A 24,963-nucleotide genomic window follows, 5' to 3' on the forward strand; every position below is an offset into this window, starting at 1 on the left:
CCTACAGTCATTTCATACAGCCTGTGCTGTGATTTGCTCGGCGCTTTCCGCAAGGATTCCCGGCAGCACTTCCTTGCCGATTGCCCGAGAAAGGTCGCGCAGGATTTGGAACGTCAACCGGCCACGGGGCAGCTTGTCGTGCCCTGCCCAGCGCTGAACCACTTGCGTCACCGTGCGGACCTCATAGCCGTGGCTCAGGGCGAACTGACGGAAGTTGCTGCCGCGCTCAATCAGCCGTGCTTGGATGTGGCGCTTTTCCATGGCTTGGCTCATGGTTGATGTGTTCCTAGTTGGTTAAGATGTACTCATTGCGCATAAGCCTATTTATTCTATTTAAATAAATCAAGCGGTATTTACTCAAAATGCAGAAAAAGTCTTTGGACGCCGTGCTTGACCGCTTGATGACGGTCTTTGCCGTTGATAGCGACAGTGAGTTGGCACGTAAGCTGGACGTGAATCGACAGACGCTGGGGAGTTGGCGCAGCCGGCAATCCATTCCTTATGCGTTATGCGTAAACGTGAGCGAGGCTGAAGGCGTTTCTCTGGATTGGTTGCTCACGGGGGAGGGGGCAATGTTGCGAGGTATGTCAGTGGTGCCGGCCGTATCGCCTCCTATTAGCCCGCAAGAGGACGCAATCCTGGCGCTATTCCGTTCATTAGAAGAGACCGATAGGCGGGAGATACAGAGCGCTGCTGAAGAAAAGAAACGCATAAGGGACATAGAGCAGCGCCTAAAGGATTTGACGGAAGCCCTTGCTGATACCAAACGGCCAGCATAATCTGTACCTATTAAGAACGTATCAATTGCGCAGGGACGCTGATGATCGTCGCCGCTAAAGCTCGACAAACAGAGCTAACAGGCCCGCCGACCGGCGCTGTCTTGAATCAACATAAGGATGTGGTCCATGTTCAAAGCAATATCGGCCTTTGTCTGTCTGTTCATTACGTTAATTTCGATCGCGTCTGCTGATATCCGCCAGATAGACGAGGGCCTCCTTGTTAATGCCGTCGGTGATCCAGTACTCAAAAAGGCCCACGAAGAAGACGCGCCAGGCTGCATAGCAACTCGATATACATTTGGCGACGAGATCTTTGCGATGAAACTTGAGTTCAAGTGCGACCGAATCAATGTCGCATGGAATGGTTCAAGGGAGCCTCAGAATGTTTCACGTAGCCAATATGCTGCGCAGCTCGCGCAAAGGGCGGTGATTGCATTGACGCAGGGGAGCGGTGTCGAAGTTGAAAGGGTTATGGATGGGGCGATTTATAAAAGCCGCACTTTTGCGAATGGTCTTTCTTTAAGTGGGGCTTGTGTTATGAGTACTTGTTTGCTGACATTTAAGTGATTTGTAAGCGCTTGATCTCTCAAAGCGTCTGGTATTTTTGAGATTGATGGGTTTTAACTGATTTGCAATGTTTTTGGTGGTTTAAAATTTTGGGGTTTGGGGAGCGTTAGTATGCCGGTGCAAAAGGCTAGAGTCGGAATTTATGATATATCGAAGTGTGGGTATTATACTTGGCGTGGCGCAGATTCTGAATTTGGAAGCATAGAGGAAATTCTGCAAGATCTTGGGGGTTGGAGTAAGGATAAGCCGTTAAGTCAAACTAAGACTTATCAGCAGTCCGAGTTTACTGAGTTGTGCCCTGCATATATTTTGGATATAAAAAAGAAGAACGGTAATTGGCTTGTTAAAATATGGAATGAGACTCCCGCGTCAGAAGGAAGCGTTCATTCTGTCGTGGGGAGTTCCAGTGTTGGTCATCCTACAGTAATTGCTAACAAAATCCAGAAGGGAAGTATTCCTGGTTTTGCAACGTATTTCTGGGTGGTGCCTGATAAAAATGTTTTTGCAAGTATTGGCTTCCAGCATCTTATTACCGGTCAGCCGGCTTTTCAGCAATACATTAAGTCTTATATGGAGCTTTTTTCGAAATTTGTAGTGCATGCAAAAAATGCTAGTGCTGGGGCTGATATTGAATTGCTTGGCTATAGGGAAAGCGAAAAGGATAGGCCGCAAAAGCTTTACCCGAAATTTCAGACGGGCTTGTACCGTAAATCGGGAGAGTTTGATTTTTTACTCAAAAATGTCGAAAAAATATCTCGTGCTATTCGCAAAACTAGACTTCAGCTTAATCGTAAAGATGATCTTAAGGTCTGGCAGCAGGTTCTGCGCTGGACGAAAATTTCGGAACCAGAAAAAAAGCCGGCTGATTTTATTAATTTGCAATATGAGATTGGTACTCATATAACCGAAAGTGATATGAGCGGAATTATTGATGAGTACAAAGAAAATACCGAAAGACAATGGGACGATTATGGGTTTAAAATAAAAGGTGATCCGAAAACTCACTGGTTAAGTCACGCTACAGCTAGAGGAGAATTTGAATTGGATGTTGAGAAGGATAATGATGAGGTGTTTAATACGGACTCTTTGTTGGCTGCACTAGATAAGCGTAAAGCAGCAATACTTAAAATGTTACTATGAGAAAGTTGCTAAAGGTTGTGGCTTGGATAACCTCAGTTTCTTTTGTTGGGGTGTCTTGCTGGCTGGGAAGGGAAGTTCCTTTCGAAAAGCAGTGGCCTCTTTTTGAGGCTCTGCGTACCACTGCGTCTATTATTTTTGCGGTTGTTGGTGCGTGGATTGCGATAGTCTATCCAGAAAGGCTAAAGTTATCATTTGTAGACGAAAAGGCGTCAGGTGAAGGTAGCCAAACTGGATTGAGTAGGTTGTTCTCTCCTGTCGTTCATTCAACCGCAATTTTGTGCATTATTTTAGTTATAGGTGTGGTGGCGCCGCTGATAAAAATATTTCCATTCGCTTTAGAGTATAAAGACTTGCTGCGCGGACTTTCATATGGCGCGCTTGTGGCTTTAACACTGTGGCAACTTTGGACTATTGTTCTAACCTTGGTGCCGGCTGATGTCATAAAGACTATGACCGATAGAGAGGATGAGCGCAAAAGGCTACTTGAAGGATATTCGAAGCAGAGTTCAAAAGAGTAAGTGTTTTATGCTTTAAATTTACTTAACCTTCTAAATTCCCGATCCACCGCCCGCTTGGCCGTCTTCTCGCTCGCGTACAGCCACCGCAACCGTCTCGGCTTGGACTGATCCCCCGCCGTAATCGTCTTTTCCTTCCCGGTTTTCTGGTCGCGGTAGTACGCGATGATCCCCGTGTAATCCCCTTTGTTCTCTTCTGCCAAGTCTTCGACATTGTCCTCCGGCAGCTTGCTCTCCAGCTCCAGGCTCACCGTATACCCGCCGTCCGCACTCAGGCTGTGCTGTACGTTGCCGCCGTACCAGATGATCTCGTCGATTTCCGCTTTCACGCCCTGGAACGTGTACGTCAGCTCAGGGATCAGATCCGGCCGGCCCATGGCCAGGTTGTAACTGAGCGTGGCACTACCGCGTTGCAGGCGTCGGAACTCAGACCGGGCAGCGCGCAGGGCTGACTGCTGGTCGCTGTATGTGTGGCGCAGGTCTTTGAGGTTGTCGCCGCCGCCGGCAATGGCTTCCTGTTTTTTTGCACTGTTCACGTCGTAGTAGTACGCACGCACGCCGTCGTAGCTGTCGCGGTCGGCCTGCAGGTATCGGTGTTGGTCACCGTCGGCGCGGGTGAGGGTGATGTGTGGCAGATCCAGGCCGCTGGCGGTCTTGCCTCCGCCAGCCGGTAGGCACAGCAGGCAACCGGCTTTGACACTGGCCACCGCATCGAATTCTTCGCCCAGGCGGCTGATCAGGTTGGCGTCGGATTCGTTGGCCTGGTCGAGCTGCAGGATGGGCAAACCGTCGAGCGCGCCTGCGATGGTGGCGGTGAGGCCGTTGCCGATGGCGATATCGCCCAGGACTTTGCCGAGGGTGGTGTTGCTCCAGCTGCGCTCGCGTTTGGTTTTCAGGCCCTTGCGCAGGTCTGCCGATCGAGCGCGGATGCTCAGCACGTCTGGAGCGCCGGTGTGTTCGGTTTCGTCGACGGTATAGGTGCCCTTGTCCACCAGGCCGGTATCGCTCCAGCCCAGCCACAACCGCAGCACCGCGCCCTTTGGCGGGATCGACAGCAGGCCGTCATGGTCACTGAGGGTAATGCTGAGCTGGTCGGCCTCGACTCCGCGGTTGTCGGTCAGCTCCAGGCTCATCAGGCGCGGGCTGACCAGTTGCGCGATGTCCAGGCCGTCGACGGTGAGCCTGAAGGCTGGCACGGGATAGGCCGCGTCACGGACATACTGCTCGGCGGTGCTGCGCACGTAGCCGGTGACTTTGGAGATGACCGATTCGATCACAGCAGGCCTCGCAGGATGTTGACGCCAGTACTGGTAGCCGCACCGAGCAGGTCGATGCGGTCGTCGTCGGTGCGCTTCAGGCTCAGGGTGAACTCGATGCGCCGTGGGGTGCCGTCGCTGAAAAAGATAGTCTTGGTCTCGCTCATGCTTTCGATCACCCACAGGCCGTAGATCCGGCCACTGCCTTCGACCATGGGCCAGGCCTTGCCGGTGTTTGCCATCAGGCGCAGGGCGTCGAGGCTGAGGGCGCTGCCGGCCAGCTCCGGCAGGATGATGCCGGGGAGGGTGATAGTGTCTTCGCCACGGCCGACGAATTGCCGCGCGGGAGCGGCGCCGATGCGGTTGTTGCTGGCGTGACGCCAATCGGTTTGGCGTTGCAGCTCCTGGTAGGCGGCGGTTCTGAGGCTGAACACGAACATGCCGAGGGCCATCATCATGGTGGTTATTCCAGGTCCGAAAGTTTGCTGCGCTGACGCGCTTTCTTTTCGTTTTCGATGCGGGCCAGCATGGCGCGCACGGTCTTTTCCAGGCTTTGCAGGTCTGTCCCAGGCCCGGCGGTGATGGAGAATTCGTAGGTGTCGTGGCTGTCGTAAACGGCTGCGGCGGGCGCACTGCTGATAGGTGGCGTGTTATCCACGGCAAACGCCGGCATGGCGGTGGCGCCCAGGGCCAAGGTGCCGGCTGCGGTCAGCTGTTTGCTCATGCTGGTCAGCGCGTTCAGCGGGCCTTTCTGCCCACCCTCCAGGCCTTGGGTGAGGCCGGCCATGGTGAATCCACCCAGCTCCGCGAACACCCGTGACGGGCTGTGGATACCGAGCTTTTCCTTGAACCAACCGATGCTGGCGTCGCCGATCGAGCTGATGGTGTCTTTGACGGCGCCGAGACCGGCTGTCAGCCCATTGACCAGACCATTCACGATCATGCTGCCGAACTCGGTGAATTTCCCAGGCAGTTCCACGCCGAAGTAGTTCATAACCCCGGAAAAGGCCTGGTAGAACAAGCCAAGCGGGCTGAAGTTAGTGATCAACTGAAGAATGCCAGAGAGGCCCTGGTCAAAGCTGGTCTTGATGTTTGCCCATAGGTTGACGGCACCAGTGGCGATTGAGCTGATGCTCTGCAGCAGCGTCATGATCATGCTGCCGAAGGCTGCGCCGAACCGCTGCCCCATCGATTGGGCCGCACCGCCGACGTCGTCGACCGGTTTCAACAGGTCACTGAACCAACCAATCAGACCGCTGATGCCGGCGGATATCATGTCGAACAGTGGTTTTACGATGCTGCCAAGCAGCCGCAACGCAGTCCCCACAACAGGTATGGAATAGGCGGCTTTCGCCAGACTGCTCAACAGCCCGCCAAATTTACTGAATCCACTGAGTACGGGTTGCAGGGCTGCGGTAAGCCCTTGCCAGAAGCCGAGGAAGAAACCTTTTATCGGCTTCCAGTATTTGTAAACAAGGAAACCAGCAGCGATGAGGGCTGCAATTGCTGCCATCAACCATCCAATAGGTGTTGCGAGTATCGCAGTGCCGATTGTGCTGACAGCACCACCCAGTGTGGTAGCGAACAGACGGGCACCCTGGGCCAACATAGGGAACACGTTACGAGCCAGACCGGTCAGCGTGGGGAGCAACCGGCCGAGCATTTTGGTGATGCCGCCACCTTGGAGACCGAAAATTGTCATGCCGTAGCGCAGCACGGCGAACGGTCCCAGCATGCTCGCCATGGTCAACGCCAGGCCACCGAACACGAATGCCAGCCCAGCGATCGCGGCCACGACTTTGACCAGGCCTCCAGCCAACTTCGGGTTCTCCCGGGCCCAGGCGCCGATGCTGTTTGCGATCTCGCCCAGGGTTTTGATCAGGTCCTTCAGGTCCGGCGCAACGGCTGCGCCGAACTCTGCCATGGCGTTGGTGAAGCTGCCCTCGGCGGCCTCCATGACATTGGAAAGTGTGCTGAGCTGTTCGTTAACGCGAGTGCGAAGGTCTGCCTGGGTTTGCAGCTTCTGCTGGACTTCCCGATACCCGGCCAGGCCCTTGTTCATCATGGCGTCGAGGGTCGACATCGTCTCCGCATCATCCCCGAACAGCGTTTGCTTAACTTCTGTTCGGTCGATATCGTTCAGGGCTTTCAGCTTCTCAATTTGCGCATACAAATTTTCCAGACCGGCAAAGTTGCCTTTGTCATCCGTAAAGTTGAACGATATCCCCTTGTTTGACTTCGCGAGCATTCTGTTCGCTTTGTCGACTTTGTCTTGGTTCAATCCAGCCTGGAAAATTTTGCGGAAAGCGTTGCCTGCGGAACCACCGTCCATAGCAGCCTGGTCCATCATGATCAGCAGCGGCGCGAGTTCCTTGGCTGCATCGATCCCTGACTTCTTGATGACGTCCATCACCGGGGCGATTTTGCTGAAGCCCTGGAGCATGTTGCCTGGGTCAACACCGGCATAGAACCCGCGCTGGATGGTGTCCATCAGGCCCATCATGTCTTTTTCAGTGGTGCGCGTGGCGTCCTGCATCTTGGCGGCAAATTCCGCCGCCTCAGTGGCCTCCATCTTCAACTGAACGCCCAGGTACGCGGCCGCCTCACCCGTGCCGCCGAGGATGCTTTGCGCGCTCAGACCCTGACGCCGAAGCATGGTCATCATGTTCTGGAAGTCAGCCGTGGTGCCTGGCAAGCGGTCGCCCAGCTTGGTGGCCAGGTCGGTGATTTTCTGGAAGTCCTCCGAGACCTTGCCGGTGTCGTCCATCATCGACACCTTGAGCTGTGTGGCGGAATCCTCATTGGGCGCGAAGGCTTTGACTGCGGCGGCAATCGGTCGGGTCGTCGCGTAGCCCACGCCCAGCCCTGCGGCGCCGTTCACGGCGAGGTTGCCGGCGGCGCGCTGGGACTTTTCCATCTGGCTACGAGCCAACGCCGCGCGCTTGTGCTGGGCGCTCAGCTCGGCCATGCGCTTGCCTTGCGTGCTGATGCTGGCGTTGGTAGCGTTGATTTGCTCGCGCAGCTGGCGCTCATGGGGGCCGAGATTTTTAGTGCTGATGCCGGCGTCGTAGAGCTTCGATCGCAGCCCTTGCAACTGCACGTTCTGCTGTTGGTGCTGCTGCTTGAGCCGCTGGGCCTCGCGCACCGCTGCTTGAAAGCTCCTGGTCATCGCCCTGGTCGGCGCGTCGGTCGCGGCGAGTTCCTGGCTGAGAGATTTGACTCGATCGCGTGCAGCGGTGAGTGACGCGCCGGTTTGTTCAGCCGCTGCCCGCTGAGCCCGCCAGGCGCTGACGTCTTTTTGCTGGGAGGTGAGTTCTTTCAGGCGGTCGCGAGCGGCCTTAAGGGCGCGTGCGGTCTCAATGCCCCCTTCGCTGATGTGCTTCAGCGGGCGGGTGGCCTTGTCGATGGTACTGAGCAGCACCTGTAGTCGCAGATCATTTGCCATCGGTCGAACTCCGCACCCGGGCGCGCTCGCGCCATTCCATCAGCTCTTGCAGGCCCAACTGATCCATATCAGCCGGTGCCCAGTGAAAAACCACCGCCAGGTCTGCCATGGCGTCGTCTACGCAACGAGGGATGCGTCCGTCTTCATCGATTTCTGTAGCAAAAAACCGCACACCTTGGTGCCGAGTGCGAACAGATCGGCAGGGTCCATCGACGTGACTTCGACGGCAGTGAGTGTCGGGTTACTGATGCGCGGCACGACCTTCACCAGGCTGTTGACGTCGATTTGCAGCAGTTCGGCCAGACTCACACCGCGCAGCTCGCCCGCGTTGGGTTTGCGCAGGGTGATGCTGCCGATGGTGGTGGTGCCACGACGGATTGGGGTGTCGAGGATGACGGTGTTGTCGTCGGCCAGGGGTTTAACTTCGGGTTGTTCGGTATCTGCGTTTTTCATGGAAAAGGTCCTGTTGATGAGAGGGTACGATTAGCGATCGAGAACGTGGATCAAAGGCCGATGGCGGAGCGCTGTTTCTCCAGCATGTCGACGCCGCCGACCTTCTCGATGAAGTTGAGCAGGTCGATTTCGATGATGTCTTCGTTGTCGACGGTCAGCTTGTAGTAGCTGCAGGTGGTGGTGATGGAGTGCTCGGTGTCCTCACCAGGGGTGGCGTCACCCATTTCGATGGTTTCGTGACGGCCGCGCACGGTGACTTCCACCGCACTGACTTCCCCGGTGTCGTCCTGTTCGTAAGCCCCTGCGAAACGCAGTGCCACACCCGACGCATTTACCGCACCGAACTGCTTGAGCACGATCAGATCGAGACCGCCGAGCTTCCACTCCAGCTGGATGCCATCGTCGGAGAAGCCCAGATCGGCCTTGACCGGTCCATTCATACCGGCGGCACGATAGGCTTCCATCTTGCGGCCCAGAGCGGGCAGGGTGACGGTCTTGGCTTTGCCTCTGTAGCTGCCGCCGTCGTTGAACAGCATCATGTTTTTCAGTTTGTGTGGCAGGGCCATGGCGGTGTTCTCCGGGGTTATGGCACGGGGTTAACTCCCCTTGCGGGGAGGCCCGGTTTAAGCGTTTACAGCGGTTGCGAACTGCATCAGGTAGCTGTCGGTGATGCGCTGGCGCAGGGTGAGGTTTTCCAGTGGCGGCACAGGCGTGTAGTCGTAATCGATCGTCAGCTTGCCGGCCTTGAGGGTGTCCTTGTCGTTGATGTCTTCCGGGTACCAGCAGCTCCCGCCGATCAGATAGCCCTGGGCAACCAACTCGCGGAACTTGGCGTTGATGCCTCCGATGATGTCTCGCACCAGCGATGCGTGCATGGGCTTGTCCATGGCCCACATCTGCGCTTCGGCCATCGTGTCGGCAAGGATCTGCGCGGTGCGGGTGTAGTTTTCGAAGGCAAACAACGGATCGTCGCTGCAGGTGCGGCTACCCCAGAAACGAAAGCCGCCCTCGTTGATCAGCGTGGTGACCTCGTTGCTGTTGAGGTAGTTGGCGTCGGTGGCCGGGTTTTGCAGATCCCAGAACACGTCGGCGCTGATGCCGGTCACGCCGTTGACGGCGACGTTGGAGAGGGTCTTGTGCCAGCCGGTTTCCTGGTCGATCTTTGCCCGCAGGCCGAGGGCGCGAGCCGTGGCATAGGCGGTAACGGTCTTGCTGGTTACGGTGTCCCAGTTCAGGAAGTCCGGCCAGATCAACATCAGTTCACGGGCGCCGAAGTTTTCGCGGTAGGCGACCACCTCTTCCTTGGTTTTGCAGTTCCAGGCGCTCACGTAGCCGAAGGCTCGCAGGTCCTGAAGAATCGAAACGAGGGCGGTGGCTACCGGCTGGCTGTCGTAGCCAGGCACACCGATGATGCGCGGCGTCATACCCACCCGGGCCTTGGCGGCCAGCAGGGCTTTCATGCCGGTGTATTTGCCGTCGGCGGTGGTGGTGCCGATCAGGGCGCTGGTGGTAGCGGCTTCGTCTGCGCCTTCCTTGACCCGCACGACGATGGTGTAGGGCTTGGTCTGGTCTGCGATGGCTTGCAGGCTGCTGGCCAGGGTGCCTTTGACACCGGCTTTGGCGATGGCGCTTTGCACGCTGGTCAGAAGGACAGGTGTGTCGAACGGGAATACAAGCGGGTCCGCATCTTCAGCCGTGCAAACCAGGCCGATGACTGCGGTGGGGATGGTACGAATGGGGCGGGTGCCGTCGTTGAGTTCGATGACCCGCACGCCGTGGAGATAGTCTGAACCGGCCATGGGTGGTTGCCTGCGCTGTGATGGAATGACAGTACACAGGCTGCCGCGCGCGCGCCGAATGGGCGAGCGGCGGGACTTGTAGGGGAGGTGTTTACAGGGCCAAGTGGTGAGTGCCACCTGGCTGAATTCACTGAGACTCGCCGGCTAGCCAATCCGGCGCTGGGGGGCGGTGCTCACTCAGGGGGAACTCGCCAGCTTCTGGCCAGTTGCGCAGCGCGCGCCGGTAGGCCTGCAACTCGGCGTATTGCCCCAGGGTTAGCGTGAGTGGCGAACCTTCATCCACCTCGTCGCGATGCCGTGAAACGACACCATCAGTCGCCAACAAGCGCTCGTCACGCCACTGCCGCTCAATGGCGGCCAACACTTCAGGCGATGGCTGCGGCGGATCAATCAGCACCGGATAGCCTTGATCATTTGCTACCAACCACTTGCCTTGCTCTTGGCCTGCCTTAAGCGCTTCATAGTCCTCATCAGCGACCTCAACCGATCCGTCTGGAATGAAGCCGTGAAACGCCAAACTGTAAAAGCCACCATCCGCCGCACAGTAATGATTCATAAATCCCCCTTAGTTACCCTTAGCGCGCCAAAAGAATTGGGCTGCCCCACCACTTCCCGAGTGGGAATAGTTAAACCCCGTCTTCGAAAAAGCACCGACCTGATGAGGACATCCGCGCGAGGCAGGCAACTGCACCCCCGCATCAACGTAGGTCAGTTGGATATTCGTGCAGGCGTTCGGGAAGGCGTTCATGAACGTAATCGGTGTGATCACCCCCGCCGCCGTGGATCCTGTCAAACCCCACATTTCAATGTCGCCGCTCGGCAGCTTTTGAAATCCTGGGGAGCCGAGCGAAGCCCCGAAAGCGCCGATAGATCCCTGATAGGCGAACATTGCAGAGCCGCCCGTGACCGCCCAGCCGAAGGGCGAAGCTGTCAGCGTCAGTGTGTCACCCAAATTAATGTTGACCGAATTAATCGTAGGGTTCACAGATGTCACCCAAATCGTATCGGCGCCCTGTCGCTGCAAGGTAATACCTGAGGACATGGCAGCAAACGTCAGGGTAGAACCCACAGGCACGCTCGACAAAAGCGGCAGCGTCGCGCTGTTTACCGTGCCCCCCGCATAAATCATCGAGTTAACCATGGCCGGGGTTATCACTTGGCCTTGTGTCAGGCTATAGACCGTGCGGCGAAGCCCGCCCATAGCGTCATTCACAAACTCGGTCGTGGCCAGCAACTTGCTGTTATTGAACAGAGCCGGTGTGCTCGTCGCCGTGGGGCTAATCAAGGCCGGCGAATTAATAGGCGCAAAGCCTTGGGTCACGTTCTGGAACGTCAGGGCCGTAGTGCCCAGGACAATCACCCCATCCGTGACCAACTGCCAACGGGTGTCGGCCAGGGTCGCGCCCTGCTCGACCGACGTCAGCAGCGCCGAGGTCACCTCGGCATTGGTGTCTGCATCCGCCGACCGGGTCCAGACTGCCGATGCCGCCAGGTAAATACCATTGTCCTTGGTCACTGCCTGGTTTTTCACCAGCACGCGGTCACCGGCTACCAGGGCCACCCCGTCGACCGTCTGAAGTCCGGCCAACGGGATGTCGCCCGTGGTGGCCACACGTACCGATTGCTTGCTGTCGAGCTTGTAAAGTTCCTCCAGAATCCGCTGATCAACATACTCGCGAGTCGCCAACACCACCGCCGGGTCGATCTTTAGCGTGATGTTGCCGGAGCTGGACACAATGAAATTCATCCGCACCACTTGCGTGCGGCCGGAGCCCTGCGACAACAACGGCTTGAAGCTCGGCGCGCAGTTGGCCACAGCCACCAGATCGCCGTCCGCGTCATACAGACCGATCTCGCGAATCCAGCGCCCGCCCTCGTCGGCCGGGATAATCTGCTCTGCGATGATCACTGCAGAGTTAGCTGGGTCAACCCGGAGCTGATTGAGTGGGCGTCGGCGCCATTCGTTGATCAGGCGGGTTTGCGCCTCGTTTGGAATGGGGTCAGTGTCATTTGCATCACCCACGCCCATTTCAGTGATTTTCCAGGGGATACCGAGCGCGTCGGCGTTTGCCTGCTTGGCTCTCCCTACTTTAGTGAGGATGGCGAAAAACTGTGAATTCACATCAATCATAATAAACGTCCAGGGTGTCTATGGAGTGTTCACGCCCGACCACGCCAAAGGAACCGGTGACCTCAATGTCACGCATGACCGGCGGATAAACGTCGATTTCATCGCCTTCATAAACGCTGGCGAAGATGTTGATCGCGCCCGTGGTTTCAAGGCTGATAGCCAGGCCAGTGAGGTGACGGGTGACGGGCCTGGCGTCATCGATCAACCAGGTCAGTTCCTGATACATCTCTTCGGTGATGCCGGTTTCCAGCACGCCGACCTTGATGGCAAAGGTGCCTGGCACACCCAGAGGATTGGTTTGCCACCATTCAAGAACTTCGATCAGGTAGCCCAAAGGCTCGACCACTCGCCGCAGGGCGCCGATGGTTCCCTTGCGCGAATGGATGAAGTGGGATGACCGGATGGCAGATCGTTTCGCGGCTTCGGTCCATTTGCTGTCCCAGCGGTCCACCGAAAAGGCCCAGGCCAGGTACGGCAATATTTCAAGTGGGCAGGTGTCTGGGTTGCAGAGCTGTCGCAGGGGAATGGGCACGCGCTGAATTTGCGCGAGCGCCTGTGCCGCTTGGCGTTCCAGCAGCGTGGAGTTCCCCGGTAGCAGTTGCTGGGCGGCCATTATTCGACACCTCGGGTGACGGTGACTTTGGTGCAGAACGGCGCCTGGGCTTTGGTCGCGACGATATCGACCCAGCCTTCCAGCTCGACCTTGCGCACGCCCTCGACATGCAACGCCGCATGCAGGGCTGACTCTGAAACTTCCATGCCCAGACGACGCCGTTGGTGGACGTAGGCCAATAAACGCTGCTCGGCGGCTGCAAGGACCGGTTCCGACTCTGGCCCGCTGGAGAGCAAGAAGAGCTGGGCTTTGACCTGGTAGTTGAGAATCTGCGCACCCTGGACAAGCAAGCGGTCCGCCACCGGCCGGCGGTCTTCGTCGCTGAGGTAGGTCTTGACCAGGGCGAGCAAGTCAGCCGAGGCGGTGCCATCGCCGAGCAGCGATTGCACGGTGACCACAGCAACGGCAGGTGAAGGGCTTTCAGCGGTGGCGTCGGCGACCCGCCCATCAGATGCTCGGGCGTGGAAGATGTAGCTGTTGCGCGGACCGGCGGTGCTCAGTCCTTCCCAGGCCATCTGCGCCCGTTCGCGTAGGCTGTCGTCGCTCTCCATGAGCCTTGGCACAGGCGGTACCGCTAATGCGCTGCCTTCCTGGATGACCAACTTTTTCACATTGTAGTTGCCCGCCAGTTGTTCCAGATCGGGGCCTTTGGCAAAGGCCAGTAGGTTAGCCATGGACGCTTCATTAACCCGCTGACGCCATATGGTCTCGCGGTAGGCGTTCTCCTGCAGCAGCTTGGCCAGGGGCTCCGAATCCATGTCGAGGCGCTCGGCAATCTGTTCCTGTTCCTCGATCGGCCAGAGGCTGATCATGTAGGCCTTGCGCTCGGCCAGGATCAGTTCGAAGTCGATCTGCTCGACGATCTGCGGCGCGGGGAGCTGACTGAGGTCAATCGCGGCAAAGGAATTCATACACTGCCCCCCAGTTGCAGCGGAAGGCTCAGGCTCAGCGCTTCATTGGTGTCGACGATGGTGCCTTCCAGCTCCAGCACCGACTGACCTTGCAGGTTCGCGCCGACGAACTGCACGCGGCTGAGGCTGATACGGGTTTCCCAGCGCATCAGCGCCATGACTGTGCCCGCGTACACACGCAGGCGCGTGGCATCGTTGAACGGATGGTCCACCAGCTCGGGCAGCAGGCTGCCGTATTCGCGGCGCATCACTCGGGTGCCGATGCGGTTGGTGAGGATGTCGGTGATGCTCTGACCGATGTGGGCCAGGTCTCCGATGGCGGCGCCGGTTTCTCGGTTCATTCTGGTTTCCCCGTCTTCGCACCGCCCACCAGCACGCCGCCATGCGGGTGCTTGACCAGGCTGATGTTGGCCGCGATCACGTCTTCGGAGACGGTCACGAGGCCGACCACGTTCTGGTTGCCGGTTTGGTTGTAATCGCCCTGGTGATTGATCGGGCCGATGATGTTGATCCCGCCCTTGCTCACGAGGCTGGTGGTGCCGATGTCCGGCAGGGTGGCGTTCAGGTGATGGGCGACGCTGTCGTACTCGATCACCGCGCCGTCGGCGTAGGTGCGACGGTGCAGGCCGGCGCGGTTGCCGTTGGCGGGGATGTGGTCGCTGAACAGACCGGTTAGGACGACGCCGTTGGCGAGCTGGCCGGATGGGCTGAACAGGATCACCTGTTCGTCCACGGTGGGCGGGTCCCATTCGCGGTCAGACCCGGTGCGCAGGGCCAGCCATGGCAGCCAGGCGGTGGTCAGTGTTCCGGTTTTAACCTGCACGCGCGGGGGCTCCATCTGCACGGCGGCGATGACGCCGAAGCGGATTAGGTTTTCGAGCATGCGGGAGAGGGCGGCTAGATCGTTCATGGCGCCGATGGTGGCGCCACGCGCGTGGGAGTGCAGCTCAAGCGGGTTGTAATGCGGGGCAGTACAAGTTGATTACGTCGTTGGTTTTGGTTGCTTTTTGGGGCGGCGCGGACGAGCAGGAATTTCGCCGGTCAAATCAAGAGCGGCTTTGCCTGTGACGACTACGCGATATATAAATTGCTCAAGAGTTGCAATTAATACTTTGAACGCCTTTTGATCTGGTGCCCACCCGCGATGAGCCGCAGCACTTCCTGCGTCGGTGACAACACGCAGAGTATTAGCTTCGGTCTCACCAATAAAACCATTTGCTAGTAATTCTGCTACTTTTTCTTCTAGCGAAAGACTTGCATCTATTTTTAGAAAATCAGTAACTCGATCAAAGGCAGTCCTCAGTCCGACCGAAGCAAGTATGAAAGAATTAACTTCATGAGCCTTATAGGTTTCATCCAGAATTCTGTAGAGCTGCGGGTCTATTTGTCCAATGCTCCAGATCCAGTCAGGCTTTTGGCTTTTCTTTTCTGGAATTGGGTAGGTTTCAATTGTTCTTGGATGAGCAGAAATGGGTTCTCCAGTTACAGGATGATAGTCGTAGTCGCAATCTTCAGAGTCCCAACTGCTTTTGTGATAAAAGACCGTTTCGCAACCGGCGCACTGGACTAGCTTGTGATCTACTTGCCCTTCCGTATAGTTTCTAGCGTCTTTCACATGCCATGGCTGATCGAACGCACCATGAATGATGCAGACTCTTTCTCCATCACATCTAGGGCAGTGTGCACGGAAAGTATCTGTCATCTGAAAAACTCCATTCTATCCGGCTTAAGTCTTGTCCTGCTGTGAGCTGAACTTTTGATGCGTTTTTACACCTGTAATGCTTTGGCGTCTACGCAGATAAATGACTGAGCAAGCTGTCTCGAATCATATCGAGGTCTGAATCCGTAAAGCCCAGCACCTCCCGCTGTTCATAACGTACATCGGGAGCACCATGCTCCGCCCGATCCTTCAAACCATACTGATGAACCCTTGCAATCCGGGCGATACGCCCGGTAAACCCCACCGTAACCGAGTTGCTATCCCCACGGAGCTTCAGGTATGAAGCGGTCCGCAGCTTCTTGAACATCGCCAGCTTTCGCCGAATACGCCCCTGTTTCCCCCGCAGGTTCCGCTGCTTACGCGGCGCAAATTTGCTCCCGTCCGGATTTTCCTGCGCAATTACTCGCTTTTGCTGACTGCGCCGCAACTCCTGCCCAATACTCCGGGCAAGTTTGCTGCGCTCCCCTGGCTCCAGCCGATCCAGTAGCACCGCCGCCCAGGTCTCCAGCGCTTCTAGGCTATTTGCCATCAGGCACTATCCATTCACTGGTATTGCCCAGGGCACCGGGCTTCCAGTTCGGATCGAGGTAGCCCGCTACTCGCTGCGGTTCGTTCGGGTGTTTGACAGTGGTGTTGCCCTGGTCATCTTTTCCGACCACCACCCGCTCTGTGAGCGGCAGGGTTAGGCTGAGGTCCACTTTGTTCTTGTCGAGGATGTCGGCTTCGAACTGGATGCCGGCCTTGACCTTGTCGAGGTTCTCCAGCAGTTCGGATTGGTTGACGCTGAGCCAGCCAAGGATCGGCAGGATTACACTGTCGGGATGGCCGGCGAACTCGGTGAGGATGATCTGCAGATCAAAGCTGTATTCAAACGACAGGGTGTGGGCAGCGGTGCAACGGACCTTGCCGTTGTCGATGAAGATCAGCAGGCGGTCGGGGTTGTGCTTGAACTCGGCCACTGTGGCCAGAAGGTGAGCGCGCAGACTTTCGGGCTTGTTCATGGGGTGGCCTGCTGGTGTTTGTAGACCATGTCGACCTGCGCCGCGCAGTCAGCCCAGGCGGCTTCGACGTGGTCTTCGTCGGTCAGTAGGTCACCGTTGTTTAGGGGGCTGGTCGCTGGCAGGTGGCACGGCACCACGGCCGGACAGCCAGTCACGGTAAGCTGCGGCGCCGGTGAGGGCGGGGCGCTCGCGCAGCCGGCGAGCAGCGTCAGGCAAAGGCTGAGCAGCCCAGTTGCGTAGTTCGTCGTTTTCACGTTTCAGCTCCTCTATGGTTCGCTCGCGTTTCGCCAGGCTCTGGTGCAGTTGATCCTGCTGGGCGCGCAGGGTGCTCTGTGCGTCGCGTTCCTGTTTCAGGGTGGCAGTGAGGGTGTTAGCGGTCCGCAGGTTGCGGTCGGCGTCTTCGCGGGCGGTCTTGGCCGTAGCGTTTGCCAGCTCGGCTTGGCTTTCGGCGACGTCGATGCGCTGTTGCTGGCCCCAGATCAGCAGCGCCAGGGCGCCGAGCAGGGCCATGCCGTACAGGGCCTGGCGCAAGGTACTCACGCGCGGTACCAGCCGAGTTTGTTCATCGCTGCGGAGTCGAGCTGCTTGATGGGCCCACGCACGATCACGGCCCTCGCGCCGTTCATCAACTGGATGGCCTCAGCCAACAGCTCCATGTCGTCCTGTTCGGTCGACTCCGGCACCACCAGCAGGTCACCGTCCTGCACCCGTAGTTTTTGCAACGCTTCGAAGTCGATCATGCCGCCACCCCTTGTCCGCACTCGCAGCCGGCGTGCCGCTCGTAGGCGCGCTGGAGCTTGGTGTCGTAGAGATTCCGCAGATAGTCAGGCCCGTTGTAGAGCTTGGCGAATTCGGCCCACTTGCGGGCTTTCAGGGCCTTGTGTAGCGCTGGGTCGGTCTCGATAAAGCGAGTGAAGGCGTCGAACTGCTGCGATTCGCCGGCACTCATCGCGGCCACGAACGCCTGCACACTGGCATAGCCGAGGTGCTTCCAGTGGAAGCCCATGATCTGGAACGCGCCCCAGGAAGCCGACTCCAGCGCGGCGGTGTCGTCGATCAAGCGGGCCATGGCCAGGCGCTGGTGTTCGGCGGTACCGCCGATGTATCCGCCGGGTTTTGGGTTGACCAGGGCAGGGTTGGCGGTGGCGAGCTGGTCGGCGTGTCGCTTGAGTTCGGCCGTGTTATCGCCTGCGTTTCGGGCCGTGGCGAGCTGGCGGTACATGATGTGCCGTTCGAACAGGATCACCGGCTTGCCGTTGTCGAGAAAGCCCTTGCCCTTGGATTCCACTTCGTTGACCGCGTAGATGGCCGCAAGCGTTATGCCGAGGCGTTCGGCAGCGACCACCAGATCGTGGTTGCGCAACAGAGCGGCGCAGTCGCCACCGGCCAGACTGGTTTGGGTCTTGGTGCCGGCGATGCCATCGGCTACCAGGCCGACTTTGACCTGATAGGCGCGGACGGCGGCTTCAGTGGTGTCGCCGTAATCACCGTCCGGCACGAGGTTGGCGCCGTGCCGGTTGAGGTTTTTTTGCAGGATCAGCACCGCTTGCGAGCGGTCGCCGTGGCGAAGAGTGGTCATAGCTGCTCCACCTTACGGTTGAAAAACCTCTTGGCCGCCGCGCGGGTACCTTCAACGCCGAGCAGCCCGATGACCCCACCGAAAAACGGCGCGGTGGATGTCGGAATGCCAAGCAGGGCCAGGCCATGGCTCGCGGCCAGGGCCAGCGTGCCGCACAGCGGGGCCTCGATCAGCATGCGGCGCAGGGTGCCGCCGCCGTACATGATCCGCAGGGCCGCGATGATCAAGGCGAGGACTCCGGCGTAAAGAGTCGGCCAGTTCTGTTCGAGCCAGGCGGCGAGCCAGGCCCAGGTGTCGGGACGTTCAGGCATGCGCTTCATTCCGTTGTCCAGGGTTGGTGGGTTCAAGGGCTTGGTGCTGCGGTGTCAGTCCCATAGGTTCACCATCTGCCGTTGGGGCGCGCTGGTTTGGGCTTCGGGCATGTTGACGACAAGGCCTTGCGGCAAGATTGGACCGTGGTCGGCCAGGCCGGGGTTGGCTTCAAGCACGGCCTCGGTGACGCCAGCGGTGCGGCCGTAGTGCCGCCAGCAGAGGGCGTCGACGGTGTCGTTTTGATTGGCGCGGACGGCGACGGACATCAGATCAGCTCCACGGTGGTGCGGGTGCGGCCGAGGAAGTCGCGCACAGCCCAGCGCAGGTCGCGGCGGTAATCGTCGATGTTCGGGGTGAGGGCTTCCGCTTTGTCGCTGCCGGTGTTGGTCGCGCTGTAGTCGCGGTAGCGCTCGCAGACTTCGGCACCGGTTCCGGCCTCGATCGCGCGGCGGTAGAGGTGGACCTTTACCGACACGTCCTTGATGCGATCACCCGGCACCTCGACCAGGGTGGCGTAGCCAGCGGCTTGTTGCGCGGTTCGCCATTCGCTCAGTTCGTTGTTGAGGTTGATTGCGGCGGCGATCACGGCGGTTTCCAGGCGGGCCGGGGTGACGCTGCCGTCGATGCGCAGGGTGGCGCGCAAGCCGTCTAGGTCAATCGACGGCCAAAACGGGTCGGTGTTGATATGGCCGCTGTCGACGGTGCCGCTGGCTACAAATGCGCTCACAGGGAAAGTCCTCTGCTTTCTGCTTTGGAAACTTCGCGCAGGATCTGCTTCCTGGTGAATTCGGGGTGTTGCGTACAGAGACGGTCCATTGCGCGCATGGCGTTGCGATTTGCAAGGCTATGCTCATGCGCATTGGCCGGCATGATGGCGCCGTGTTTGATTGGGCCAGTGCAGACGGTGCGGTCATAAGCCTCTGTCTCGGCTATGTACCGTTCAGCCGCAGCAGACAGGCGCCTTTCGGATTCCGTAGGAGTGAAATCACTCTGGTAGAGGCTGGCAAAGGCGGTGTTCATGACTGCACTCGAAAATAGGTCGCCGGTGGTCGGGGCTTCACGTTCAGGAGGAGCGGCCTGGCCGATCCGCCCCGAGCCGGCGGGGTGCGTGGGGACGCTCGGTTAGCTGCTGGGGGCAGCGTGTTTTTTCAGGAGGCGTTCGGCGCCGTCCAAATCCTTCTTGCCGCCGCAGCCGTCGTGTAACTCGATGGCGCGTTTGAGCAGGTCGATACCGGCTTGAATCTGTCCGGGCTGGCCTGGCTCTTCGGCGGTGATGCCATGCAATGTCGCGCGGCCCGTTGCCAGGAACAGCTTGGCGCGGGCCTGATCCGGCATGTCTTCGGCTTCGGTCAGCTCGACGGTGCGGTGCAAGATGCCCAGGTCGAAACTGCCGTTGGCCTTCTGGGCTTTCAGTGCAGCGGTCGCAATTTCCTCCGCCACCAGGCAACCGGTGGTGCGCTCAAAACGGTCGGGCATGATCAGCTTGTGCTTGAGCACGTAGTCGGCAATATCCAGGGCGCCGCTGTAATCCTCGACGTCAATGCGCCAGACCATGACGGTGGTCATGACGTCGTCTTGGGCACCGTTGCCGGCTTCAAGCACACCCTCGACATACGGGATGTACTCGGGCAGCAGTTGCAGCTTGAGCGCGGCCTTGCCTTCGTTGGACTGGATGGCTTTCAAGCGCAGCCGGTCCTGCAGCAACTGATTCAACTGATGCTCGTAGGCGGTGGCACCGGCCATAGACTGCTGCGGCGCCGTTTTGGCCGCTTCCATTGCCGCGCGAGCGCGGCGTTGGTGGGCTTGGGCGATGCTGAGTGCCATGGGTTAACCCTCGACCGGAGTGATGTTTTCCAGCAGGCATCCGAGGCCGTATTCCTCAACCACATAGGCCTCGTTCGACGATTCGAAGTTGGAGACGCGGTTCCACTCCGGTTCTTCCTTGAGGTAGCGGCGACGGGCGCCGATCTGCCAGTACACCGACAGGTTGGCGAAAGTAGTGATGAGGATCGTGCCTTCAGGGATGTACGGCACCTCATACAGCGGCAGGCCACCGACGCGGCGTTGCGAGATGATCAGGTCGCTTGCCAGGGTGTTGGTCGCGTCCTGGTCCTTGTTGACCAGGGCCAAGAACTTGTCGTGGACCAGCTCGCGGCCGGTCATCACCACCAGGCCAGGGTTGCGGCGATACCAAGGGTCGAGCAATTGGATGGCGTCGTAGACCAGGGCGTCGATGTTTTTGAAGTCGCCGGTTTTGCCGATGGTGATCTTGCCGGCGACCGCGCCTTCCTTCAGCACGCGGTCGGGTGCGTGGGTGCGGTACTGCTGGAGCCAGCCGATGTTGACGTCTTCCAACAGCGGGTGCGCCGTGCGGTCGGTTTGCTCTGCCGCCGAAACGCCATAGAAACCAATCTGGATGCGGTCGAGCGCCTGGCGTTGAGCAATGGCGCTGGACAGGCGGGTTTGGAAGTCCGGGAACTTGGCCCAGGCGTCGAGTTGTTTGTAGCTGACGAAGGTATCGAAGTCGGTTTGTTCGGCCCGGTATTTGTCGCTGGACAGGGTGCCAATGCTGCTCGGTTCACGCTTCTTGACCTTGGTGTTGGTACGGCTGGCAACGGTACCTCCAACGCCCAAGCCGACTTTGTCGCCTTCCTGTTCGTCGACGCCGATGACGTTGACCTTGGTCAGGAACTCGCTCGATTCCTGAATCTTGGTTTCCAAGCGTTGCTGGATAGTTGGGTCAACGCTGAACGTGGCGGTTGCCGATTCGATGCCGTTGAGCTGTGCAACCTGTGTGAGGTAGCCAGTGAAGAGTTTTCGAGTGTCGTTACGCATGGGTATCTCCGATATTGGGCTGGGCGTGAAGGCCGCAGGTCAGAACTCAGCCAGGGCTTGTTTGCCGCCGCCGGTTACCGGTGGGCGCTGGGTTTGGGAGTGGTCTTGGGTCTTGCCGAGGGTGGTTTTCAGATCGACCAAGTCTTTGCTGAGCTGCTCAACCTTGGTATTCAGCTCGCCGAAGAATTTCTTCTCAGCGGCCAGTTGGTCGGGCAGGTCTTTGACGTGGTCGGCAATCGCTTCCACGGCCTGGCCCATCTGAGCGAATTCGGCATCGTCCTTCGCCTGTTTGCCGCCCAAGAGCGCCTGCACCTTGCTGAAAAGCTGGGCGCCGAGGCTGGGCTTGTCCTCGATTTCCTCAAACTGCAGCTCGGTTTCCACCGCCTCGGTGAACATCGACGTCGCGGAATAGTGGCGGTCTTTGAATGGGCTGGATTCGGGCTTCTGCGCAGAGAAAGACAGTACGTCGGTGCCCAGGCTGGCCGGGGAGTCGGTCACCGCCAGGCCGACGATGTAGGCCTCGCCGGTGTCCGAGAAGCTGTCGTCGATTTCGATCGAGGTATAAATCTTCTGCTTGGCCTTGTTCATGGCGATCAGATCGGGCGTCGGTTCGACCTGGGCGAACAGGGCCAGTTTTTTCGCACCGTTGATTTCCACTTCTTCGGTCTTGACCGCGAGCACGTCGCCGTAGGCTTTGAAGGGGCTGTCGGGCAGCAGGCTGCGGAAATGCTCCAGCCAGATACGGGCGCCATAGGTGGACGGGTTGAAGTTCTTCGCGGCCTGTTCCAGCCAGCTGCGTTTGATGGTGCGCTTGTCGGAGGTAGCGCCCTCGACGGCGACGCGGAACCAATTGCTGCGAAATTTCTTCATGCCGGGAATCCTCAATGCGTTGGGCGCTAAGTGCGTTGCAATGAGGGGCATGGTCGTGACGCGCGCGAGTTGCGGCAACGGGGCGGGATTGTAGAGAGCGGGACTACAAGGGGCGGCGCTACTGACTCGCAAGCGCGGGCGGCAGCATCGCGGCCATGACTACGACTGAACTGCTCCCAATCGATCCCCGACGACAATCCAAGTTTCTGTATTGGATGGGTTGGCGCATCTGCGAGATTGCCGAGGCTACGGGCGAAAAGGAAAAAACGCTACACAGCTGGAAGGCCCGCGACGAGTGGGACCGGGCAGATAACGTCGAGCGAATCGGCGGGGCGTTGGAAGCGCGGCTGGTGCAACTGATCCTCAAGGAAGGCAAGAGCGGCGGCGATTTCAAAGAGATCGACCTGCTGCACCGGCAGTTGGAGCGCCAGGCCAGAATCCAGCGCTTTCAAGGCGGCGGTACCGAAACCGAACTCAACCCCAACCTTGCCAAGCGCAACGAGGGGCCGAAGAAGAAAACGCCGAAAAATGACATCAGCGAAGACCAGATCGAGCTGCTGCGCGAAGCGTTTATCGACGGGTGCTTCGACTACCAGAAAGACTGGCACCGGGCGGGCAATCAGCGCACCCGCGTCATCCTCAAGAGCCGACAGATCGGCGCCACTTACTATTTTGCCCGCGAGGCGTTCATTGATGCGCTGGAGACCGGGCGCAATCAGATCTTCCTGTCGGCGTCGAAGAACCAGGCTTATCTGTTTCGCGGGTACATCCAGGCGTTTGCCCGCGAGGTCATCGGCGTCGAGCTGACCGGTGATCCCATCGTCCTGCCGAACGGCGCCGAGCTGTTCTTCCTCGGGACCAATGCGCGCACCGCCCAGGGCTACCACGGCAATTTCTACTTCGACGAGTTCTTCTGGACGTTCAAGTTTGAGGAGCTGAACAAGGTTGCGTCGGGGATGGCGATGCACAAGAAGTGGAGAAAAACCTACTTCTCCACGCCCTCGACCATGGCTCACGAAGCCTACACATTCTGGACGGGTGAGCGCTTCAACAAGGGCAAACCGGCGGCGCAACACACCAAGGTCGATGTTTCCCATGGCGCACTCCAGCAAGGCCGGTTCTGCGAGGACCGGTTGTGGCGCCAGATCGTCACCATCCTCGACGCGGAGCAGGGTGGTTGCGACCTGTTCGACATTGAAGAGCTGCGCCGCGAGTACAGCCCCGAGGCGTTCGCCAACCTGCTGATGTGCGAGTTCGTCGACGACGGTGCGAGCATCTTTCCGTTGACGGTGTTGCAGCCGTGCATGGTCGACAGTTGGGTCGAGTGGGCCGAGGACTACAAGCCGTTTGCCATGCGGCCGTTTGGCGACCGTCAGGTGTGGGTGGGCTATGACCCGGCGGAAACCGGCGATTGCTCGGGCCTGGTGGTGGTCGCGCCGCCGCTGGTGCCAGGGGGCAAGTTCCGAGTGTTGGAACGTCACCAGTTCCGAGGCATGGACTTCGCGGCGCAGGCCAGCGTGATCAAGGCCGTCTGCGACCGCTACTGGGTGACGTACATCGGGATCGACGTCACCGGCCTGGGCAGCGGCGTGGCGCAGCTGGTGCGCCAATTTTTCCCCAACGTCACCACGTTCAGCTACTCGCCCGAGGTTAAGACCCGCCTGGTGCTGAAGGCCTACGACGTGATCCACCGGGGCCGGCTGGAGTTTGACGCCGGCTGGACCGACATGGCGCAGTCGCTGATGGCGATCCGCAAAACCATCACCGCAGGCGGCCGCCAATTCACCTACACCGCCGGCCGCAACGACAACACCGGCCACGCCGACCTGGCATGGGCGCTCTTTCACGCATTGCACAACGAACCGCTGGAGGGGCAGACCACTGCCAACACCGGGCGAATGGAGATTTTTTGATGTCGAACCGCCGCAGAAATACCAAGCAGTTGGCCCAGGCGCCCGTCGTGGCGACGCAGGAATTTATCCCGCGCAGTGACACCAAGATGGAGGCGTTCAGTTTTGGCGACCCGTCACCGGTGCTGAGCGGCCGGGAGGTGTTCGATTATCTCGAGTGCTGGTTTAACGGGCGCTGGTACGAGCCGCCGCTGTCGCTGGACGGTCTGGCGCGGTCGGTCGGGTCCAGCGTGCATCTGCATTCGGGGCTGATGTTCAAACGCAACCTGTTGAGCAAGACCTTTATCCCGCACCGGCTGTTGTCGCGCGCGGCGTTCGAACAGTTCGCCCTGGACTTTCTGTGCCTGGGCAACGGCTATCTGGAAGGGCGGCGCTCGATGCTCGGCCCGGTGCGCGAGCTGGTGCCTCCGCTGGCGAAGTACATGCGCTCGGGCAAGGATGGCCGGCAGTTCATGGTCCAGGGCTGGAAGGAAGAGCACGAATTTGAACCGGGCACCGTTTTCCATCTGCGGGAGGCGGATCTGCACCAGGAAGTGTACGGCCTGCCTGAGTGGATCAGCGCCTTGCAGTCGGCATTGCTGAACGAGTCGGCCACGCTCTTTCGGCGCAAGTATTACGAGAACGGCAGTCATGCTGGCTTCATCCTCTACATGACCGACGCCGCGCAGAACGAAGCGGACGTCGACTCCTTGCGAAAAGCGCTCAAGGATTCCAAGGGGCCTGGCAACTTCCGCAACCTGTTCGTGTACTCGCCGAACGGCAAAAAGGACGGGTTGCAGATCATCCCGGTCAGCGAAGTGACGGCCAAGGACGAATTCAACTCGATCAAAAACCAGACCCGCGACGACGTGTTGGCCAGCTTGCGTATTCCGCCGCAACTGATGGGCATCGTGCCGCAGAACGCGGGCGGGTTTGGGTCGATCAGGGAGGCGGCGCAGATCTATGCGGCCAATGAGCTGGAGCCGATTCAGGCTCGTATGGCGCAGGTGAATGACTGGCTCGGGGAGGAAGTGGTTAGGTTTAAACCCTATGAACTTGCGGGGGAGATCTGACGAGCTGCGCTGATACTAGGTAGTATCATTATATTTATTTGTCCTCAGCGGGGTGTGGCCCCGCTTAACAGGGTT

33 protein-coding genes and 1 pseudogene are annotated in these 24,963 nt (G+C 58.9%); 6 read left to right on the top strand and 28 right to left on the bottom strand.

Annotated elements, in window-relative coordinates:
* Nucleotides 1-12: 12 nt before the first annotated feature.
* Nucleotides 13-261: a hypothetical protein gene (locus U5A08_RS08390; protein ID WP_321852193.1), complete on the bottom strand. Its 249-nt coding sequence runs from the start codon at nt 259-261 to the stop codon at nt 13-15.
* A gap of 101 nt (nt 262-362) precedes the next feature.
* On the opposite strand from U5A08_RS08390, the gene U5A08_RS08395 reads away from it, so the two are divergent.
* The 4 genes from U5A08_RS08395 to U5A08_RS08410 all read left to right on the top strand — a co-directional run bounded on the left by U5A08_RS08395 (nt 363) and on the right by U5A08_RS08410 (nt 3,004).
* Nucleotides 363-779 (top strand): helix-turn-helix domain-containing protein, encoded by a 417-nt coding sequence (locus U5A08_RS08395; protein WP_321851122.1) that lies wholly within the window; start codon nt 363-365, stop codon nt 777-779.
* 126 nt (nt 780-905) lie between these two features.
* Nucleotides 906-1,346: a hypothetical protein gene (locus U5A08_RS08400; protein WP_321851123.1), complete on the top strand. Its 441-nt coding sequence runs from the start codon at nt 906-908 to the stop codon at nt 1,344-1,346.
* Nucleotides 1,347-1,457: 111 nt separating this feature from the next.
* A complete protein-coding gene (locus U5A08_RS08405; RefSeq protein ID WP_321851125.1) occupies nt 1,458-2,486 on the top strand; it encodes a hypothetical protein in 1,029 nt (342 codons plus the stop codon).
* Nucleotides 2,483-3,004, top strand: a complete 522-nt coding sequence (locus tag U5A08_RS08410; RefSeq protein WP_321851127.1) for a hypothetical protein — start codon at nt 2,483-2,485, stop codon at nt 3,002-3,004. Before U5A08_RS08405 ends, U5A08_RS08410 begins: the two co-directional genes overlap by 4 nt.
* A 5-nt stretch (nt 3,005-3,009) precedes the next feature.
* On the opposite strand, the gene U5A08_RS08415 is transcribed toward U5A08_RS08410, so the two are convergent.
* From U5A08_RS08415 to U5A08_RS08545, 27 genes and pseudogenes are all read right to left on the bottom strand, one after another.
* Entirely contained in the window at nt 3,010-4,278 is a 1,269-nt protein-coding gene (locus tag U5A08_RS08415) for a phage late control D family protein (RefSeq protein WP_321851133.1), read from the bottom strand.
* Nucleotides 4,275-4,715 carry a phage tail protein gene (locus U5A08_RS08420; RefSeq protein ID WP_321851134.1) on the bottom strand — a complete coding sequence of 147 codons (441 nt, stop codon included), beginning with the start codon at nt 4,713-4,715 and terminating at the stop codon, nt 4,275-4,277. The genes U5A08_RS08415 and U5A08_RS08420 overlap by 4 nt, the downstream gene beginning before the upstream one ends.
* A 5-nt stretch (nt 4,716-4,720) precedes the next feature.
* A complete protein-coding gene (locus tag U5A08_RS08425; RefSeq protein ID WP_321851135.1) occupies nt 4,721-7,702 on the bottom strand; it encodes a phage tail tape measure protein in 2,982 nt (993 codons plus the stop codon).
* On the bottom strand, nt 7,692-7,811 hold the full coding sequence (locus U5A08_RS08430; RefSeq protein WP_078049802.1) for a GpE family phage tail protein: 120 nt from the start codon (nt 7,809-7,811) through the stop codon (nt 7,692-7,694). The genes U5A08_RS08425 and U5A08_RS08430 overlap by 11 nt, the downstream gene beginning before the upstream one ends.
* 8 nt (nt 7,812-7,819) lie before the next feature.
* A complete protein-coding gene (locus U5A08_RS08435; RefSeq protein WP_321851138.1) occupies nt 7,820-8,155 on the bottom strand; it encodes a phage tail assembly protein in 336 nt (111 codons plus the stop codon).
* Between the two features lie 50 nt (nt 8,156-8,205).
* Entirely contained in the window at nt 8,206-8,721 is a 516-nt protein-coding gene (locus U5A08_RS08440; RefSeq protein ID WP_321851140.1) for a phage major tail tube protein, read from the bottom strand.
* Nucleotides 8,722-8,778: 57 nt separating this feature from the next.
* Complete coding sequence (locus U5A08_RS08445) at nt 8,779-9,954, bottom strand: phage tail sheath protein (RefSeq protein ID WP_321851142.1); 1,176 nt, start codon at nt 9,952-9,954, stop codon at nt 8,779-8,781.
* A gap of 127 nt (nt 9,955-10,081) precedes the next feature.
* Entirely contained in the window at nt 10,082-10,510 is a 429-nt protein-coding gene (locus tag U5A08_RS08450; RefSeq protein ID WP_321851143.1) for a phage tail assembly chaperone, read from the bottom strand.
* A gap of 9 nt (nt 10,511-10,519) precedes the next feature.
* The gene (locus U5A08_RS08455) at nt 10,520-12,085 is read right to left on the bottom strand and encodes a phage tail protein (RefSeq protein ID WP_321851144.1); all 1,566 of its coding nucleotides are present in this window, start codon (nt 12,083-12,085) and stop codon (nt 10,520-10,522) included.
* Nucleotides 12,078-12,698, bottom strand: coding sequence for a phage tail protein I (locus U5A08_RS08460; protein WP_321851146.1), 621 nt, complete (start codon nt 12,696-12,698; stop codon nt 12,078-12,080). The genes U5A08_RS08455 and U5A08_RS08460 overlap by 8 nt, the downstream gene beginning before the upstream one ends.
* Nucleotides 12,698-13,609 (bottom strand): baseplate J/gp47 family protein, encoded by a 912-nt coding sequence (locus tag U5A08_RS08465; RefSeq protein WP_321851147.1) that lies wholly within the window; start codon nt 13,607-13,609, stop codon nt 12,698-12,700. Before U5A08_RS08465 ends, U5A08_RS08460 begins: the two co-directional genes overlap by 1 nt.
* Nucleotides 13,606-13,950: a GPW/gp25 family protein gene (locus U5A08_RS08470; RefSeq protein WP_321851148.1), complete on the bottom strand. Its 345-nt coding sequence runs from the start codon at nt 13,948-13,950 to the stop codon at nt 13,606-13,608. The genes U5A08_RS08465 and U5A08_RS08470 overlap by 4 nt, the downstream gene beginning before the upstream one ends.
* Entirely contained in the window at nt 13,947-14,519 is a 573-nt protein-coding gene (locus tag U5A08_RS08475) for a phage baseplate assembly protein V (RefSeq protein WP_321851149.1), read from the bottom strand. Before U5A08_RS08475 ends, U5A08_RS08470 begins: the two co-directional genes overlap by 4 nt.
* 72 nt (nt 14,520-14,591) lie before the next feature.
* Entirely contained in the window at nt 14,592-15,311 is a 720-nt protein-coding gene (locus tag U5A08_RS08480; protein ID WP_321851150.1) for a DUF4145 domain-containing protein, read from the bottom strand.
* Nucleotides 15,312-15,399: 88 nt separating this feature from the next.
* Nucleotides 15,400-15,858: a phage virion morphogenesis protein gene (locus U5A08_RS08485; RefSeq protein WP_321851152.1), complete on the bottom strand. Its 459-nt coding sequence runs from the start codon at nt 15,856-15,858 to the stop codon at nt 15,400-15,402.
* The gene (locus U5A08_RS08490) at nt 15,848-16,330 is read right to left on the bottom strand and encodes a phage tail protein (RefSeq protein ID WP_321851154.1); all 483 of its coding nucleotides are present in this window, start codon (nt 16,328-16,330) and stop codon (nt 15,848-15,850) included. Before U5A08_RS08490 ends, U5A08_RS08485 begins: the two co-directional genes overlap by 11 nt.
* Nucleotides 16,327-16,536, bottom strand: coding sequence for an Rz1-like lysis system protein LysC (gene lysC / locus U5A08_RS08495; RefSeq protein WP_425262845.1), 210 nt, complete (start codon nt 16,534-16,536; stop codon nt 16,327-16,329). The genes U5A08_RS08490 and lysC overlap by 4 nt, the downstream gene beginning before the upstream one ends.
* Nucleotides 16,436-16,870: pseudogene (gene lysB, locus U5A08_RS08500) on the bottom strand (Rz-like lysis system protein LysB); the annotation flags it as partial. The pseudogene lysB and the gene lysC, both read right to left, overlap by 101 nt.
* Entirely contained in the window at nt 16,867-17,070 is a 204-nt protein-coding gene (locus U5A08_RS08505; RefSeq protein WP_321851157.1) for a hypothetical protein, read from the bottom strand. The pseudogene lysB and the gene U5A08_RS08505, both read right to left, overlap by 4 nt.
* Nucleotides 17,067-17,909, bottom strand: coding sequence for an N-acetylmuramidase domain-containing protein (locus tag U5A08_RS08510; RefSeq protein WP_321851158.1), 843 nt, complete (start codon nt 17,907-17,909; stop codon nt 17,067-17,069). Before U5A08_RS08510 ends, U5A08_RS08505 begins: the two co-directional genes overlap by 4 nt.
* The gene (locus tag U5A08_RS08515) at nt 17,906-18,229 is read right to left on the bottom strand and encodes a phage holin, lambda family (RefSeq protein ID WP_174630454.1); all 324 of its coding nucleotides are present in this window, start codon (nt 18,227-18,229) and stop codon (nt 17,906-17,908) included. The genes U5A08_RS08510 and U5A08_RS08515 overlap by 4 nt, the downstream gene beginning before the upstream one ends.
* Nucleotides 18,230-18,274: 45 nt before the next feature.
* The gene (locus U5A08_RS08520; RefSeq protein WP_321851160.1) at nt 18,275-18,487 is read right to left on the bottom strand and encodes a tail protein X; all 213 of its coding nucleotides are present in this window, start codon (nt 18,485-18,487) and stop codon (nt 18,275-18,277) included.
* On the bottom strand, nt 18,487-18,948 hold the full coding sequence (locus U5A08_RS08525) for a head completion/stabilization protein (protein ID WP_321851161.1): 462 nt from the start codon (nt 18,946-18,948) through the stop codon (nt 18,487-18,489). The genes U5A08_RS08520 and U5A08_RS08525 overlap by 1 nt, the downstream gene beginning before the upstream one ends.
* The gene (locus U5A08_RS08530; RefSeq protein ID WP_321851163.1) at nt 18,945-19,241 is read right to left on the bottom strand and encodes a hypothetical protein; all 297 of its coding nucleotides are present in this window, start codon (nt 19,239-19,241) and stop codon (nt 18,945-18,947) included. Before U5A08_RS08530 ends, U5A08_RS08525 begins: the two co-directional genes overlap by 4 nt.
* Before the next feature lie 102 nt (nt 19,242-19,343).
* Complete coding sequence (locus U5A08_RS08535; RefSeq protein ID WP_321851165.1) at nt 19,344-20,045, bottom strand: phage terminase small subunit; 702 nt, start codon at nt 20,043-20,045, stop codon at nt 19,344-19,346.
* Nucleotides 20,046-20,048: 3 nt separating this feature from the next.
* Nucleotides 20,049-21,056, bottom strand: a complete 1,008-nt coding sequence (locus U5A08_RS08540) for a phage major capsid protein, P2 family (protein ID WP_321851167.1) — start codon at nt 21,054-21,056, stop codon at nt 20,049-20,051.
* Between the two features lie 39 nt (nt 21,057-21,095).
* A complete protein-coding gene (locus tag U5A08_RS08545) occupies nt 21,096-21,926 on the bottom strand; it encodes a GPO family capsid scaffolding protein (protein ID WP_321851169.1) in 831 nt (276 codons plus the stop codon).
* A 155-nt stretch (nt 21,927-22,081) separates the two neighbouring features.
* Here U5A08_RS08545 and U5A08_RS08550 point away from each other — a divergent pair, with 155 nt between their 5' ends.
* Together U5A08_RS08550 and U5A08_RS08555 are read left to right on the top strand one after the other, a co-directional pair.
* Nucleotides 22,082-23,839: a terminase ATPase subunit family protein gene (locus U5A08_RS08550; RefSeq protein WP_046035102.1), complete on the top strand. Its 1,758-nt coding sequence runs from the start codon at nt 22,082-22,084 to the stop codon at nt 23,837-23,839.
* The gene (locus U5A08_RS08555; protein ID WP_321851171.1) at nt 23,839-24,888 is read left to right on the top strand and encodes a phage portal protein; all 1,050 of its coding nucleotides are present in this window, start codon (nt 23,839-23,841) and stop codon (nt 24,886-24,888) included. Before U5A08_RS08550 ends, U5A08_RS08555 begins: the two co-directional genes overlap by 1 nt.
* Nucleotides 24,889-24,963: the final 75 nt, after the last annotated feature.

This window comes from Pseudomonas paraveronii (assembly GCF_963681955.1).
Classification (GTDB): Bacteria; Pseudomonadota; Gammaproteobacteria; order Pseudomonadales; family Pseudomonadaceae; genus Aquipseudomonas; species Aquipseudomonas paraveronii.

Coding starts and splice junctions, on each gene's coding strand:
- U5A08_RS08395 (WP_321851122.1), top strand. CDS start 363: ATGCAGAAAAAGTCTTTGGACGCCGTGCTTGACCGCTTGATGACGGTC.
- U5A08_RS08480 (WP_321851150.1), bottom strand. CDS start 15,311: ATGACAGATACTTTCCGTGCACACTGCCCTAGATGTGATGGAGAAAGA.
- U5A08_RS08505 (WP_321851157.1), bottom strand. CDS start 17,070: ATGATCGACTTCGAAGCGTTGCAAAAACTACGGGTGCAGGACGGTGAC.
- U5A08_RS08430 (WP_078049802.1), bottom strand. CDS start 7,811: ATGGCAGACCTGGCGGTGGTTTTTCACTGGGCACCGGCTGATATGGAT.
- U5A08_RS08390 (WP_321852193.1), bottom strand. CDS start 261: ATGGAAAAGCGCCACATCCAAGCACGGCTGATTGAGCGCGGCAGCAAC.
- U5A08_RS08440 (WP_321851140.1), bottom strand. CDS start 8,721: ATGGCCCTGCCACACAAACTGAAAAACATGATGCTGTTCAACGACGGC.
- U5A08_RS08515 (WP_174630454.1), bottom strand. CDS start 18,229: ATGAAGCGCATGCCTGAACGTCCCGACACCTGGGCCTGGCTCGCCGCC.
- U5A08_RS08540 (WP_321851167.1), bottom strand. CDS start 21,056: ATGCGTAACGACACTCGAAAACTCTTCACTGGCTACCTCACACAGGTT.
- U5A08_RS08410 (WP_321851127.1), top strand. CDS start 2,483: ATGAGAAAGTTGCTAAAGGTTGTGGCTTGGATAACCTCAGTTTCTTTT.
- U5A08_RS08490 (WP_321851154.1), bottom strand. CDS start 16,330: ATGAACAAGCCCGAAAGTCTGCGCGCTCACCTTCTGGCCACAGTGGCC.
- U5A08_RS08455 (WP_321851144.1), bottom strand. CDS start 12,085: ATGATTGATGTGAATTCACAGTTTTTCGCCATCCTCACTAAAGTAGGG.
- U5A08_RS08420 (WP_321851134.1), bottom strand. CDS start 4,715: ATGATGATGGCCCTCGGCATGTTCGTGTTCAGCCTCAGAACCGCCGCC.
- U5A08_RS08520 (WP_321851160.1), bottom strand. CDS start 18,487: ATGTCCGTCGCCGTCCGCGCCAATCAAAACGACACCGTCGACGCCCTC.
- U5A08_RS08425 (WP_321851135.1), bottom strand. CDS start 7,702: ATGGCAAATGATCTGCGACTACAGGTGCTGCTCAGTACCATCGACAAG.
- U5A08_RS08405 (WP_321851125.1), top strand. CDS start 1,458: ATGCCGGTGCAAAAGGCTAGAGTCGGAATTTATGATATATCGAAGTGT.
- U5A08_RS08475 (WP_321851149.1), bottom strand. CDS start 14,519: ATGAACGATCTAGCCGCCCTCTCCCGCATGCTCGAAAACCTAATCCGC.
- U5A08_RS08550 (WP_046035102.1), top strand. CDS start 22,082: ATGACTACGACTGAACTGCTCCCAATCGATCCCCGACGACAATCCAAG.
- U5A08_RS08465 (WP_321851147.1), bottom strand. CDS start 13,609: ATGAATTCCTTTGCCGCGATTGACCTCAGTCAGCTCCCCGCGCCGCAG.
- U5A08_RS08485 (WP_321851152.1), bottom strand. CDS start 15,858: ATGGCAAATAGCCTAGAAGCGCTGGAGACCTGGGCGGCGGTGCTACTG.
- U5A08_RS08460 (WP_321851146.1), bottom strand. CDS start 12,698: ATGGCCGCCCAGCAACTGCTACCGGGGAACTCCACGCTGCTGGAACGC.
- U5A08_RS08545 (WP_321851169.1), bottom strand. CDS start 21,926: ATGAAGAAATTTCGCAGCAATTGGTTCCGCGTCGCCGTCGAGGGCGCT.
- U5A08_RS08400 (WP_321851123.1), top strand. CDS start 906: ATGTTCAAAGCAATATCGGCCTTTGTCTGTCTGTTCATTACGTTAATT.
- U5A08_RS08555 (WP_321851171.1), top strand. CDS start 23,839: ATGTCGAACCGCCGCAGAAATACCAAGCAGTTGGCCCAGGCGCCCGTC.
- U5A08_RS08470 (WP_321851148.1), bottom strand. CDS start 13,950: ATGAACCGAGAAACCGGCGCCGCCATCGGAGACCTGGCCCACATCGGT.
- U5A08_RS08535 (WP_321851165.1), bottom strand. CDS start 20,045: ATGGCACTCAGCATCGCCCAAGCCCACCAACGCCGCGCTCGCGCGGCA.
- U5A08_RS08510 (WP_321851158.1), bottom strand. CDS start 17,909: ATGACCACTCTTCGCCACGGCGACCGCTCGCAAGCGGTGCTGATCCTG.
- U5A08_RS08530 (WP_321851163.1), bottom strand. CDS start 19,241: ATGAACACCGCCTTTGCCAGCCTCTACCAGAGTGATTTCACTCCTACG.
- U5A08_RS08450 (WP_321851143.1), bottom strand. CDS start 10,510: ATGAATCATTACTGTGCGGCGGATGGTGGCTTTTACAGTTTGGCGTTT.
- U5A08_RS08435 (WP_321851138.1), bottom strand. CDS start 8,155: ATGAAAAACGCAGATACCGAACAACCCGAAGTTAAACCCCTGGCCGAC.
- U5A08_RS08445 (WP_321851142.1), bottom strand. CDS start 9,954: ATGGCCGGTTCAGACTATCTCCACGGCGTGCGGGTCATCGAACTCAAC.